This is a genomic window from Mucilaginibacter flavidus, assembly GCF_024055575.1.
GTDB classification, from domain to species: Bacteria; Bacteroidota; Bacteroidia; order Sphingobacteriales; family Sphingobacteriaceae; genus Mucilaginibacter; species Mucilaginibacter flavidus.
Map to the genome: position 1 here is coordinate 181,626 of NZ_JAMXOE010000009.1, position 13,933 is coordinate 195,558.

11 protein-coding genes are annotated in these 13,933 nt (G+C 40.8%); 4 read left to right on the forward strand and 7 right to left on the reverse strand.

All coding sequences use genetic code 11. The annotated features are described in order from the left end of the window. Positions 1–2: 2 nt before the first annotated feature. The 7 genes from rfbH to NAF19_RS15385 all read right to left on the reverse strand — a co-directional run bounded on the left by rfbH (position 3) and on the right by NAF19_RS15385 (position 8,450). Complete coding sequence (gene rfbH / locus NAF19_RS15355) at positions 3–1,280, reverse strand: lipopolysaccharide biosynthesis protein RfbH (protein WP_252790950.1); 1,278 nt, start codon at positions 1,278–1,280, stop codon at positions 3–5. Beyond that, entirely contained in the window at positions 1,264–2,160 is an 897-nt protein-coding gene (locus NAF19_RS15360) for an NAD-dependent epimerase/dehydratase family protein (protein WP_252790951.1), read from the reverse strand. The genes rfbH and NAF19_RS15360 overlap by 17 nt, the downstream gene beginning before the upstream one ends. Next, positions 2,148–3,236 (reverse strand): CDP-glucose 4,6-dehydratase, encoded by a 1,089-nt coding sequence (rfbG, locus tag NAF19_RS15365; RefSeq protein ID WP_252790952.1) that lies wholly within the window; start codon positions 3,234–3,236, stop codon positions 2,148–2,150. Before rfbG ends, NAF19_RS15360 begins: the two co-directional genes overlap by 13 nt. A gap of 3 nt (positions 3,237–3,239) precedes the next feature. Then, complete coding sequence (rfbF, locus tag NAF19_RS15370) at positions 3,240–4,010, reverse strand: glucose-1-phosphate cytidylyltransferase (RefSeq protein WP_252790953.1); 771 nt, start codon at positions 4,008–4,010, stop codon at positions 3,240–3,242. Between the two features lie 17 nt (positions 4,011–4,027). Then, complete coding sequence (locus tag NAF19_RS15375) at positions 4,028–5,065, reverse strand: ferredoxin--NADP reductase (RefSeq protein ID WP_252790954.1); 1,038 nt, start codon at positions 5,063–5,065, stop codon at positions 4,028–4,030. A 141-nt stretch (positions 5,066–5,206) separates the two neighbouring features. Beyond that, complete coding sequence (locus NAF19_RS15380; protein WP_252790955.1) at positions 5,207–7,630, reverse strand: GumC family protein; 2,424 nt, start codon at positions 7,628–7,630, stop codon at positions 5,207–5,209. Between the two features lie 7 nt (positions 7,631–7,637). Further along, complete coding sequence (locus NAF19_RS15385) at positions 7,638–8,450, reverse strand: polysaccharide biosynthesis/export family protein (protein WP_252790956.1); 813 nt, start codon at positions 8,448–8,450, stop codon at positions 7,638–7,640. Positions 8,451–9,159: 709 nt separating this feature from the next. Here NAF19_RS15385 and NAF19_RS15390 point away from each other — a divergent pair. The 4 genes from NAF19_RS15390 to NAF19_RS15405 all read left to right on the forward strand — a co-directional run bounded on the left by NAF19_RS15390 (position 9,160) and on the right by NAF19_RS15405 (position 13,812). Next, a complete protein-coding gene (locus NAF19_RS15390) occupies positions 9,160–10,767 on the forward strand; it encodes an AAA family ATPase (RefSeq protein WP_252790957.1) in 1,608 nt (535 codons plus the stop codon). Between the two features lie 317 nt (positions 10,768–11,084). Beyond that, complete coding sequence (locus tag NAF19_RS15395; RefSeq protein WP_252790958.1) at positions 11,085–11,519, forward strand: hypothetical protein; 435 nt, start codon at positions 11,085–11,087, stop codon at positions 11,517–11,519. 180 nt (positions 11,520–11,699) lie between these two features. Beyond that, a complete protein-coding gene (locus NAF19_RS15400; protein WP_252790959.1) occupies positions 11,700–12,461 on the forward strand; it encodes a DUF4272 domain-containing protein in 762 nt (253 codons plus the stop codon). Positions 12,462–12,540: 79 nt separating this feature from the next. Further along, the gene (locus tag NAF19_RS15405) at positions 12,541–13,812 is read left to right on the forward strand and encodes a DUF4262 domain-containing protein (RefSeq protein ID WP_252790960.1); all 1,272 of its coding nucleotides are present in this window, start codon (positions 12,541–12,543) and stop codon (positions 13,810–13,812) included. Positions 13,813–13,933 lie beyond the last annotated feature (121 nt).

Below are 13,933 nucleotides of genomic sequence, written 5' to 3' on the forward strand. Positions count from 1 at the left end.
ATTTAAGAGTTAATATACTTTCTAATTACATCCGCTATATAATCATAATGACTTTCATCAAGTCCTGGCCACACACCAAGCCAAAAAGACTGATTCATTATGATGTCTGTATTTGTAAGCTCGCCGACAACTTTGTATTCTACATTTGTATATGCAGGCTGTCTCAATAAATTTCCGGCGAACAATAAACGTGTGCCTATTTTGTTTTGCTCAAGATGTTGAACAAGCATATGCCTATCAGAAGCATCACCTTCTCTAAGTGTTAACAAAAAGCCGAACCACGATGGGTCACTAAATTCTGTTGGCTTTGGAAGAATAAATATTTCTTCGAATTCCTTCATTTTATCATAAAGCAACTTGAAGTTTTCTTTGCGTTTTTCAACGAAACGATCAACCTTACGTAACTGTGACACCCCCAAAGCGGCCTGCATATCAGTTACTTTCAAATTAAACCCGATGTGCGAGTAAGTATATTTATGGTCGTAGCCATATGGTAATGAGCCCAATTGTTGTGAGAACCGACATCCGCAGGTATTATCTTTCCCTGGTTCACAATAGCAATCACGCCCCCAATCCCTAAAACTTTCTGCAATTTTTGCTAACTCTGAATTATTAATTAAAACGGCACCTCCTTCACCCATTGTTATGTGATGAGCGGGGTAGAAAGAAAATGTTGAAATATCACCAAAAGTGCCGGTTTTTTTTCCTCGGTATGTAGCACCTAACGAGTCACAATCATCCTCAACTACCCATAAATTGTATTTTTTTGCCACGCGCATTACTTCATCCAGGTTAAATGGATTGCCTAAAGAATGCGCAATCATTATTGCTTTTGTCTTCGCTGAAACAGCCAACTCTAAAAGTTCCGCCTGAACATTGTGCGTTGCAATATCAACGTCTACAAATACAGGAATAGCACCAAATTGAACAATTGGATTAACTGTGGTTGGGAATCCTGCGGCTACTGTAATAACCTCATCTCCTCTTTTAATAGCCCTTTCGCCAAGTTTAGGCGAAGTCAATGTGTAAAATGCCACTAGATTTGCGGAAGAGCCTGAATTTACCAGTAACGATTTATTTGCTCCAAAGTAAGTGGTGAAATTGTGTTCAAATTCATTTGCAAAACGACCGGCAGTAAGCCAGCCATCGGCAACGGATTCCATGCACAATAACAGGTCATCTTCTTCAATGACCTTCCCGGTAACCGGTATATAATTTACTCCCGGAATACTCTTTTGAAATGTTTTGAGGTTATAATCTTTATTATTTATAGTAATCATAAAGCGATTGTTTTTCTTTATTTATAGTTTCTATTAAACCCTGATCAATACTGTATTTTGGATTCCAGCCTAACTTTGTCAAAAAATCAATATTAGCAACGGCATACATGATTTCGTTTGGTCTTGTTGGTAACGCACCGAAGTTTAACAATAGATCATTATTCCCAATAGCTTCCTTTATTTTTTGTATTAAATATCTAAGTTCTATTCCTGATCCAGATCCTAACTGAACATTCGAATAGCCAGGCAAATTTTCAGCGTTATCAAACAAAACCAGGTAAGCAGACATAACATCAGCTATATATACAAAATCTCTAACTTGAATGCCCTCAGAAAAATTTATAGACTTATCGCCGTTACGGATTTTGGAAATAACAAAGGTTACAAGTTTAGACACATCATCACCCGGTCCATAGAAATATTGCAACTCAATGTCCACTACTTTTACCGAACCGCGCTCAAGTTTTAAAATTTCAGAAAATTGTTTCTTTGATAATGAGTAAGAATTTAAATTCTGTGGTAATGCAGTATTCGCATAAAAAAAATACTTTACGTTGTATTCAACACTCCATTCTAAAAGCTTAATCGAAAAAAACAAATTTGCATTATAAATACTGCTCAACGATTCTCCTTTCCGGCCGTAGGACGCTGCAGTATGAACTATACAATCTATATTTTCTGTCTCAAAAAAATGCTTGTGATCAAAAGTTTCTATATCGTATAATTTTATCCTGTTTATAAGATGGTTTAAGCGTTTTACGTTAGAGGTTTCTCTTTTTAATACCGTCACTTTAAAACCCTTTTTTAAAAAAGTCTCAACCAGGTTACTTCCGAGGTAGCCCGTTCCACCAGTTATTAAAATGTTAGTTATCGCGCCCATAATATTCCTTTTTTTAAAGCGCTTGAGGTGTATAGACTGATTTGTTGCTTCCTCTTTTCAAAAATATTTTCTTTTGCAATATCGTCATGGTATCCGGCAACTGTAAATGCAACGGTTTCATCGAATGAAAGCACCGGCCTCCAGTTTAGATAATTTACCGCTTTAGATATATCTAGCTTTAACAATATTGCCTCATGCGGTTTATCCATAATTTCCGGGGTAGTGTAACCTCCTTTATTATCAATATGCAATATTCTTTCAATCAAATCTTTAACAGAATAATTCATTGTGTCTTCAGGGCCAAAATTCCAACCGCCTGTAAATTTCCTGCCATTTATAAGCAATGCAGCGCCTAAATTTAGATAGCCGCTTAAAGGTTCAAGAACGTGCTGCCATGGCCTTGTTGCGTGTGGGTTACGCACTAATAACTTTTCTCCTTTTCTATAAGCTCTAAAATAATCCGGCAAAATACGGTCGGCTGCCCAATCGCCGCCGCCTATAACATTGCCGGCCCTTGCAGAGGCTATTAAACACGTACCCTCATCTTTGAAAAATGAGTTTTGATACGAGGCAGTGATTAATTCGGAACAACCTTTTGAAGCACTATAAGGGTCTTTTCCACCCATAGGATCGTTTTCGCGATATCCCCAAACCCATTCCTTGTTATCGTAACATTTATCACTGGTTACATTAATTGCAACTTTTACAGAAGGAGTTTTACGTACGGCTTCAAAAAAATTAACGGTGCCCATTAAATTGGTTTCAAATGTATTAACCGGATCATGATAGGAAAGTAAAACCAGTGGTTGGGCTGCCAGGTGAAACGCAATATCTGGCTGCACGGCATCAAAGTAAGCTGTAAGTTTAGCACTATCACGAACATCGCCCTCTAAATGGTGGATTTCGGTTGCCAGGTTACAGGTTGCAAAATTATCCATGGCCGAGTAGGGCGCCAGTGCATATCCGTAGACTTCGGCCCCAAGTTCTTTAAGCCAAATACACAGCCATGATCCTTTAAATCCTGTATGCCCGGTTACAAGTACTTTTTTTCCTTTATAACAATTTCCGAAAACCATAGCTTACCAATTTTTCCATTTAGCTTTATTGTTAGACCAATCTCCCTCTAATTCCTGCTTATCTCGCAGCGTGTCCATTGGTTTCCAAAAGCCCTCATGTTTGAATGACATGAGTTGACTATCGCTGGCAAGTTTTTCCATTGGTTCTTGTTCCCACAACGTATGGTCACCTTCGATATAATCAAACACCGCTGGCTCACATACAAAAAAACCGCCGTTAATCCATGAACCGTCGCCTTTGGGTTTTTCCATGAATGAATGCACAGATTGGTCCCCGGAAATATTTAAAGCTCCAAATCTTCCCGACGGCTGAACTGCGGTCACAGTACAATGTTTTCCGCCTTGCTTATGTACTTCCAATAGTTTTTTTATGTCAACATCACCAACTCCATCTCCGTAGGTTAGCATAAACGTGTCGTTCTCCACATGCTTTGCTATCCTTTTTATTCTTCCGCCGGTCATTGAATCATTGCCTGTATCCACCAGGGTAATTTTCCACGGCTCTGCCTGTGAGTCGTGCACCTTCACAGTGTTATTGGTCATATCAATAGTTACATCAGATTTATGCAAAAAGTAATTGGAGAAAAATTCCTTTATAACATAACCTTTGTAACCAAGGCAAACCACAAAATCATTAAACCCATATGAGGAATAAATTTTCATGATATGCCATAGAATCGGCATTCCACCAATTTCAACCATCGGTTTTGGCTTTAGAACAGTTTCCTCTGAAAGCCTGGTACCTAAACCACCCGCTAATAATACAACCTTCATATTTTTATTTGTTTTTCTTAGATAATTAATACAGATACATCGTTGGTTAAAGGAAAGCTGCAGCACAGCAAACACTCATCTGCCAGTAATTCGTCCAATGGTTTTTGCACACCAATCATTTTTACTTCGCCACATAATATCTTGCCTTTACATATAAAACAACTTCCGGTTTGGCATGAATAATCCAAATCAATATTTGCATCTAACCCAGCCTCCAAAATGCTTTTGCCTTTTATCACTTCTACCAGCTCTTTCACTCCATTTTTTTCAACGGACACCATCTGCGTGGTAATATTCTCAAAATCAGCAGGATCTCTAACTAATTCAAAATCCTCAGTAAATATATTTTTCTCATCAAGCCCTAACCCAGTTAATGAGGTTTTAACCGATTCTTTTAAACCGGCCGGGCCGCATATATAATGCAGCGACTCTTTAAAATCGCCCACATTTTTCATGATGGAAAAAACTTTGTTTGGGTTGATACGCCCCTCAATGATATTGGGATTGTTTACCGGTATTGTTAACCTGGTATGAAAATGCCAGGCCGAAAACGTATCGCCAAATTTCTCCTGCAACGCTTCAATCTTGTCTTTAAAGATCACCGCTGACGGATTTCTGTTTCCGTATACCAGGGAAACATGCGCACCAATTTTATTATGCAGGGCATATTTCGCAATCGACATTAAAGGCGTTATCCCACTTCCGGCACCCCATAGAACGATATGTTTACCTGATAGATCAACATCCGGGTTCAAAACAAAATCGCCCAGGGGCTGTAAAACCTCCAATACGTCACCCTCCTTAATCACGTCTACCAGGTGATTTGAAACTACGCCACCGATAACTCTTTTTATGGTAACTTCTAAAAACTCATCTATTCCGGGTGCGGAAGAAAAGGAATATGGTCTGATGTATTTTCGGCCATTTATTCTCACAATAAGCGTTAAATACTGGCCGGAGGAATACTTTACCTTTTTTAAACCAGGCTGTTTAAGACACAGGGTAGTTGCGTCATTAGATTCTTGAATAATTTTAACTACTTTAAGTGTGTACATTGTTTTAGTGTTTCAAGTACATAACCATGTTTTCCCGAATAAAGCTCAAACCGTTTAGGTTTATTCGTGTGAAGCGCGATTCATGCCGGTTACAGTCAGAAAAGTTAACCTAAAAGGTCAATCACATTCAAAATGCTCCGATCAGCTTTTTGAAAACAGTTTGCTAACCCAACTGCGTTTAGCTTTTTTATCGGTTTCTCCGTAACCATAGCCATAACCATAACCGTAGCCATAGCCGTACCCATAGCCGTAACCGTAATAACCGCCTTTTTGAGTTTTTATATCATTAACAACCAAATACGAGCGTTTAATTTTTTGGCTAACATTTAAATCGTTTATGATTTGTAACTGTGTTTTAAAAGTGTAATTCTGCCGGACAATAAATAAAGTTATATCCGCAAATTTTTCAATAAGTAACGCGTCCGAAACCAAACCGACGGGTGCACTATCTATTATTATATAATCAAAATGCTTCCGCTGCTCTTCAATCAATTGGCCCAACCGTTCATTTAATAATAGTTCTGACGGATTGGGTGGTATAGGGCCTGAAGCGATAATAAAGGAATTCTCCATACTTGTTATGGGTTGCATAACTTTTTCTATCGGTAAGTTGCTGGCTGCCATGTAATTGCTAAAGCCATTCTTATTGTCAATACCCAATGAAAATGCAAGTTTCGGTTTCCGGAGATCCAGGTCCATAAACAATACTTTTTTGCCACTTAGTGCAAGGGCGCCACCTAAATTTAAGCTGATGAAGGATTTACCCTCACCACTCATACTCGAGGTAACCATGATTACCTGGGGACTGTCGGTTTTTAGCAGGTAATTTAGATTTGTTCGCAAGCCACGAAACTGTTCTGAAATTATTGATCTGGAGTTTTTAGTAACCACCTGGCTTTCGCCATCTTCACTATGGCTTATCTCTCCTACAATTGGTACATCCGTAGCGTTTTCAATGTCTAATTTTGATGAAATTTTGACTTTTAGCGACTCTTTAACAGATATAAAACCAAAGGGAGCCAAAAATGCCATGAACAATAAAAGGACGAACGCAATAACTATGGGTTTTTTTGGTGCAGAATACTCACTTTTTGCATCATCGATTATCCTGGATGTAGTTATTGTGGATGTTTTTGTAATGGCAGTTTCTTCCCTTTTTTGCAGTAAGAATAAATAAAGCGCTTCTTTAACGTTTTGCTGCCTTGTATAATCAAGGAAGGTACGTTCTTTGGCGGGAACACTTTTAATTAGCCCTGTAAACGATTGGTTTTTTGACATCAGCGCATTTCTGCTTATGATGATACTTTTCTTGTATTCGGTAATGCTTCTGGATAGTGTTTCGCGAAACGTTTCCATTTGCTTATCCAGGTTTTTAACCATCGGGTTTTCATCTGTAGATGAAAGGCTTAACCTGCCCCGCTGCATAACGAGATCATTATATTGGGCCAGTGCGGCGCCAAAATTTGCATCCTGGATAGATAGTGATGAAGGGACAACCTTTTTATTATTTGGATCATTCAAATATTTTTCAAGATCTGAAATTACAAGCAATTGAACTTCAAACGCACTTAACTGCTTTTCGTAATCACTTGCGCTGCCAATAAGGGCCTTTGATTGCTCCTGAACGTCAGCAAGCTGATGTGATTGTTTAAATTGCTGCAACTGATCTTCAACCCCCACTAACTGGTTACTAACTAAAGCCAGCTCTCTGTCAATAAATGCCAGGGTGCTATCTGCAATGGAAACTTTGTCTTCTAAATCTGCCTTCAAATAAAGCACCATTAACTCATGAAGTATTGCTTCCCCTTTTCCCGGGTGTGGATACCTGAGGTTGAGTTCAATGGTAGTAGACAACTTATCAGACAGTGCTGCTTCGTATAAGGAAGAGATTTCCTCGACACTTGATTCTTTAGATTGAATTTTTACAACATACCCTTTTTTCTCGACAAGAGCAGGAGTTCTGTTGAATACCAGATCGTATTGAAACAACTTTATGGGTTCGCCAAATTTGGCTTCGATATCAATATTTTCTTTCGTATTTGTTAGGTGAACCACATTGTCTTCTATGCCGATATTATATTGTTCTTTCGCTATCGAATCGGTTTTATAATGTATGTCTATAGTAAAAGGTGATTCTTTGTAAATTTCGATAGGTTTAAATGTGGCTTTTCTAAATACAGCAATGTTTAGCTGCAGCTTAGTTACAACGTTGGTGATTAAACTACGCGACTGTAATAACCGGACTTCATTATTGGCATTGTTTGGAATCCCAAGCAATGAAGAAACGTCGGTTAGCGAGCCTAACGCGCCGCCACCCATCATGCCTGCGCCACCACCACCGCCGCTACCTGTTTGTTGCGATACCAGCACCATCGCAGTTGTTGTGTACACAGGGGTACTGTACCTTTTATATATCAGGAATATCCCCATGAAAATTACAACGCTTCCTAAAAATAATGGCCAGTGATTGATTATTTTTGACAGAACCGCCTTTAAATCAAATCGTTCTTCACCATGTATGTTGGTAATAATCTTTCCTTTATTTGAATATGTTTTTTCAGCCATAATAATTTCAACGCCTTGTGGCAAATACAATAATTAAAGATAAAATGGTTCCTGCTATCGAGATATATTTGGTCTGGGCGGCGTCGGTAGCATCAGATTTAGCTTTTCTTGCCTCAACATATATGAAGTCGTTTTGGCGCAGATAAAAATATGGCGCCGACATGATGTTGCTATTTTTAAGATTGATACGGTACGGTGTCCTGGTGCCATCCGGGTTATCCCGGATCAGCAACACATTCTCGCGCTTTCCGAATATGGTCAGGTCGCCCGCAAGTGCCAAAGCATCAAGTATTGTAACTTTTTCATTTGGCATTGTATAGGTGCCTGGCCTCAGCACTTCGCCCGTAACATTTATTTTAAAATTTGCGAACCGGACATTCACGGTTGCATCTTTATAGTATTTGTTAACGGCGGCTTGAATAACCTGTGTGGCTTCAAAAGTTGTTAAGCCGGCAAGCTTAACTTTTCCGATTATAGAAATATTAACGGTTCCTTCCTTATCTACCAGGTAACCAGATGAAGAGCTTGCGCCAACATTTGAAAAAAGAGCGGCGGCCCCTAAAGCGGTAGCATTACTGCTTGTAATATTTCCCGTTGAAACAGGGCCCGAAGACTGGGGATCTATTGTTTGAATATTGATCGTTAGTATATCATCGACCAATATTTTAGGTTCTGCATATTCCCCTTTGGCAATCGTTTTTAAATCCCCGGAATCAGGTATGTCCTGAAAATATTTGATTTTTTTCGTCGACGAGCAAGAAGTCGTTAACAAAAATAAAAAAAACAGAGGGTAATAAATTAAAAGTGTTTTTCTATTCATTTAATTAATGTTATTCGTAATAAATGCATCGCAAGATAATCAAAAATACAAATATTTACATCTTTTTTTAAATATTTTCAATAAACCAGTGTTTTATAGCTTTGTTACGTAAATTTTATTGCTGTATTACAAAGCTTTAACATGAAATTTATAGTAATTATCATTTAATATTTACATAAATTTAATTTTTACTAAAAAATGGTATGTTGTTTATGGATTTTTTAATAAATAAAGTCCATTAATGATATTTATTTGATTGCTTAGCCTATTTTATTTGTTTTTTTTTGAAAAATAAGTTCGTTTTTGCTAAAAAACAGGTAGCGTTAAAGATTAAGGTATAATGATTGCAAACCCGTTCAAGGCCGGTGTATAGAATTATCAGTGCGGTTAACGAAGCGTTCCATTTTTGCACATGGAACGCCCGGAACGTTCTGAAACATCCTCATTATCAGCGTATTCATTTTTTGAAAAATCCGCAAATAGCTGAATCAAACGATATAAAACATGCGTTTCGGCGTAGAGACGCAATGTTTTGCGTCTCCCATATGCTATTCACGCCACCTAAGTTAAAGATGCAAGGTCGTTGTGTACCGGAGACGCCTCCCCAAATTAGTTTTAACCAGTCTCTAAGATGCGTCAACCCACTGACAAAACAGTGTCAGCACTTTAACCAAATCAACCCCTTAAATTTGTGGTAATCACTACAACAATGCAAACAAACCCACTATCCGAACGCCCGCCCTTCATCGAACAATTGCGCGCCGAAACCCGCGGACTGCCTTACCGCCCTGCTAAAAAAACGCGCCCCGAACCCACGCCGCCCAGTCCCGAAGACTGCCGCCGCATGTTTACCATCGAAAACGGTAACCGCTGGTTGGAGCTGGCCCGGCGCGAACCCGAAGCCAAAATGCTGCTTGGCGAACTTTGGCACCAGGGCGAACTCTGTATGCTGTTTGCCGATACCAACATCGGCAAATCCATACTGGCCGTGCAGATCGGCGAAAGCATTGCCCGCGGACAAAGCATTGCCCCTTTTACCTGCCAGGCGCCGCCCGCCCGCGTGCTTTACATCGATTTTGAGCTGAGCCAAACCCAGTTCGGGCTGCGCTACAGCCAGGACGATGCCGATCACCAATTTTCGGATAATTTCTTCCGCGCACAGTATAATTTTATACCCGACCCGCCATCCAACGTTAACGAAAACGAGCTGCTGATTGCCGCTATTGAGTATAAAGTAAACCAGGCTAAAGCCACAGTTTTAATCATCGACAACATCACCTGCCTGCGCGGCGGTACCGAAAATTCGGCTGTCGCGCTTGCGCTCATGAAAAGCCTCAAGGCATTAAAAAACGAGCATAAACTGTCTATCCTCGTACTGGCACATACCCCCAAACGTCGCAACGCTACCCAACCCATCAGCGCCGACGACCTCCACGGCAGCAAACTGCTCATCAACTTCGCCGACAGCGCCTTCGCCATCGGTAAAAGCACCGCTGATAACGACCTTTGCTACCTCAAACAGATCAAACAACGCAACACCCGCCAGCGCTACGGTCACGACAATGTAGCCCTCTGCCGTATCCAAAAACCCGGCACGTTTTTGCACTTTCAATTCGAAGGCAACAGCCCCGAACGGCACCACCTGCTCACCCGTACCGCCGCCGACCGCCAACAATTGGCCAATAAAATAGCCAACCTCTCCGCCAACGGCCACAGTCAGCGCGAAATAAGTAACCAGCTAGGTGTAGGCCTCGCCACGGTTAACCGCCTGCTTCATGGATGTGCGGATATGCACATGCGTGAATGTGCGGATGAAGGAGGATTTGAAAATTTGAAGATGAGTGGATTTGAAGATGACGAAGGATGTGCAGGTGAGATAGGGACTGCAGCTTCACTAATGACTAATGACCAGGAAAAATATCCCGATGAAAAAGCGGCGGCCCTGTGCGATTCCCTCCCATGGGAGGGTAGGGAGGGGTATTCGGAGCCGGGAACTACGTATGAAGAAATGCCTGATATGGAGCACACAACCGCGCAGGATATACAGAATTCGAAGCCGGGAATTACGTATGACGAAAGCCCTGACACAGAACACCCAACCCCGCAGCTTATCCAGCCCCTGCCAATTACCAATGACGTAATACCCAATGACCAAAAAGCAAAGCCCGGTGTAATCCCCAAACCCTACTGGGGCATGAAAACATCAGTAATTGATATGGCGCTCACGCCAGAATTGCTGGAACATATATTAGGAAAGACGAAGCGCGAAAATTCCATCAAGGGAATGAAAGATGACAAAAACGGGGTGTCAACTTAACTAAATAGCTGTAATTGCTTGAAGGCGAGGTCTTTCTATCTGCACGTCATTGCGAGGAACGAAGCAACCTCTACTAAGGACAATCAACGGACCTTTATGCTTTTAGAGACCTTACAGCCGCTTGATTGGTAACCACAATTATATTGTTTCTTGATTTGCGTGTGCAGGGTTTGCTTTCCCGAATGTTTCGGGACAGGCTGTTCCTCGCAATGACGATGTGATAGCTTTAACTATCCTTTATTTCCGACCTGTAATTACACTTAGCTATACCCCCCCCCAAAAAAAAAAATTTATCAACCCAATAACCCCCAATACCCATGACCACCGAATTTACCACCTGGTGCAGCCACTACTACCACCTCACCAACCTGTTTGCAAAGTGCAACGAACGCTTCCAAGACCTGGTAGACAACGCCCCGCCTTACACCGGGCAAACCAATTTAAGCGACTTAGACGCCATCATCAGCTACAACCGCAAGGTACAAGCCGCAAAAGCCAAAGCCGACAAAACTTTTAAAGACCTAACCGAAACCGGGCGCACTATCCTGTCGATTATGCGCTATTTTGACATCCCGCCCCGCACCATACTCACCGGCCAAATACCCAACGAACTGGAGTACGAGGTCTGGGCCAACGACAAGGACCAGGTTTTTATCGGCAAGATCAGGGACCTGCCACAGGAGGCGCTTGACCCCAATATTATTTATATTAAATGTTGGAGCAGTGACAAGGATGAGGAGGATGATCGATAGCCTTGCAGACTGTATACTGCGCCCACGGGCTACTGTGCTTGTAATCTTTGATTACCGTATCTTAACAGACAGCGGTCATAGCTGCCTGACCATCAACGAAAATTTTCCATCCAACCTTCCCATAAATTGTAAATCTCTGTTATATTTACGACCGGTTACACAAAAATTATCAGACAATAAATGAAGTGTATAAAGCCGCTTTCTATAGCATTCCTGGGCCTGGCTTTAGGGTCATGTAATTTTAGGCCAGGGGCGACTACGTACCCGACACGACCGGTTGAACACATAACCCCCACCAATGACCAAGCCGAAAGACGCAAAGGCTCGGAAGCTTATTGCAAAAGTCATAACATACCGGTTTACACTAATCCAAATGCGTTGTTCACCGATCCAGAAGCCAAAGTGTCGATAAGGGCAAAAGATGAAGTGGTCGACCGGGCCCTCGCGCTCGTTTACATCGGCTTGAAAAGTGAGAAACTTGAACTTGACAGACTGGATAAAATAGATAAAAAGTACGGCATCCAGGCAAAATTAAGCCCTAACGAAAAGGCCTACGCAAATGCAAAGCAACTAACGCAGCAACAAGCGATAGACGGTGGCTGGAAATATGAGGATCTGCACGTTATGCTTTGGGCCCTTGGTTTCGTTGATACTTTGAGTTACCCCGACAAATTTTGCAATCCGGGCGCCGACTTGAACATAGTAAATAATTTGACAGAAGCGCAGTTCAGACAAAAAGCGGTGATCAGGAGCAAAAAAGAAATACTCGACCAGGCCGATCTGATATTGAGACTAGACTGGGCGTGCGTAGATGCCAGAACTAAGAATCAACCTGCACCCGGAAACATGGATAAAGGGGTAGTATTCGAAAGGCATTATGCACTAAACTGGCTTATTAATTTTCTGCAGGAAAGTTGGGACAATGTAACAACCGATACCTAATGCCTCTCCGGTTCATATACACGCCGCATGAATAGGCCGGAAAACTTTGTATATTTCTTGCCAAATCTCATTTTGATTTATGGACGACCAACATACCCAGCATGACAATGAAGCAAAACAGGCTATACTTGCTAATATAGAAAAATTCGGATGTCATCTCTCGCTGCTTGAGCCGGATAACTATTTACCAGGTTTTGTTTATTCAATTGGACTGTATAAAAACTATGGACACCCTGAAATCATTTGTTTTGGTTTGAAGACAGACGTAATGGCAAGTATTATCAACCATGCCTGCGATTTGATAAAAAACGGGGAGATAATAACAACAAATAAATTATATTCTGGCTTTTTGGAAGGTTATCATATTCAGTTTATTAAAGTTGATAAAGAATTTTACCCCAACTACTTAGGGTATGCAGGCTGGTTTTATGACATGAGTTTTGATTTTCCGGTTTTGGAACTCATTTGGCCCGACAAACAAAATAATTTCCCGTGGGATGACAATTTTAATCATGATTGGAAATTCAAGCAACCACTTCTTGATAGAAATACAGATTTTAAGTTTTATGAACAAAAAAACTTAGGCGTTTATACAACAAAGCAAGCGTTCGAAGGCGATCCCATTTTATATGTTTATCACAATGAAGACGGTGATTGGCAGTTCCACACCAGCCTGGAGCCCAATTTAGCTGATTCTAAATTGGTCTGCCTGGAAGAAATCACGAAGCTTGACCCATCTGTAAATGAAATATATCATTTGCAATATGGGTGGAGAGCATGGCGAAGCAGTCGGTATGACGAATGGCAGTATGGGGAAGATGACATTATCGGCGATACTGAAAGCATCCGGAATAATGAAATCTCGGATTTAATTAAAGATATCAAAAAAATCGATTTTCAAGACATCACCTCAGCATGGAATTGGCTAATTGCGGGATATAAAAATGTGTTGATGGTAACAAAATTTGGGGACATGTTTATTGTTGATGCCAATGACGAAATAAGCTGGCTCGATACAGGGATAGGAACTTTTACTAAAGTCGCCTCTTCGCCTATTCAATTTGAAGAATTCCTTAGAGATCCCGAAAAAACTGCGACCTGGTTTTTAACCGACCTCTATCTTGAACTTCAGGAGCAACAAATATTTTTACAGGAAAATGAAGTTTATAGTTTTCAGAAATTGCCAGTCATTGGAGGACAATACACTATTGACAATGTTAAGCCTACTGATATAAGCGTTCATTTTGCAATAAATGGACAGATATGCGAACAGTTGAAAAATATCCCGAACGGAACAAAAGTTCATATTAAAGTAGAAGAACCGAAAAAAAAGCCATGGTGGAAGTTTTAGTAGTTTTTTGATAACATCTTGTATTGAAAATCTTAATTACACAGCCTTCATTAACTCCTCTAGCGCGAGTATCCGGGTCGGCCAAAAGAGGTGGGCCATTCGTGCCCCGCTGTCCGTAGAT

What these genes read in the sequence shown, in the direction of transcription:
- rfbH (WP_252790950.1), bottom strand. Translation starts at nt 1,280, where the DNA reads ATGATTACTATAAATAATAAAGATTATAACCTCAAAACATTTCAAAAG.
- NAF19_RS15360 (WP_252790951.1), bottom strand. Translation starts at nt 2,160, where the DNA reads ATGGGCGCGATAACTAACATTTTAATAACTGGTGGAACGGGCTACCTC.
- rfbG (WP_252790952.1), bottom strand. Translation starts at nt 3,236, where the DNA reads ATGGTTTTCGGAAATTGTTATAAAGGAAAAAAAGTACTTGTAACCGGG.
- rfbF (WP_252790953.1), bottom strand. Translation starts at nt 4,010, where the DNA reads ATGAAGGTTGTATTATTAGCGGGTGGTTTAGGTACCAGGCTTTCAGAG.
- NAF19_RS15375 (WP_252790954.1), bottom strand. Translation starts at nt 5,065, where the DNA reads ATGTACACACTTAAAGTAGTTAAAATTATTCAAGAATCTAATGACGCA.
- NAF19_RS15380 (WP_252790955.1), bottom strand. Translation starts at nt 7,630, where the DNA reads ATGGCTGAAAAAACATATTCAAATAAAGGAAAGATTATTACCAACATA.
- NAF19_RS15385 (WP_252790956.1), bottom strand. Translation starts at nt 8,450, where the DNA reads ATGAATAGAAAAACACTTTTAATTTATTACCCTCTGTTTTTTTTATTT.
- NAF19_RS15390 (WP_252790957.1), top strand. Translation starts at nt 9,160, where the DNA reads ATGCAAACAAACCCACTATCCGAACGCCCGCCCTTCATCGAACAATTG.
- NAF19_RS15395 (WP_252790958.1), top strand. Translation starts at nt 11,085, where the DNA reads ATGACCACCGAATTTACCACCTGGTGCAGCCACTACTACCACCTCACC.
- NAF19_RS15400 (WP_252790959.1), top strand. Translation starts at nt 11,700, where the DNA reads ATGAAGTGTATAAAGCCGCTTTCTATAGCATTCCTGGGCCTGGCTTTA.
- NAF19_RS15405 (WP_252790960.1), top strand. Translation starts at nt 12,541, where the DNA reads ATGGACGACCAACATACCCAGCATGACAATGAAGCAAAACAGGCTATA.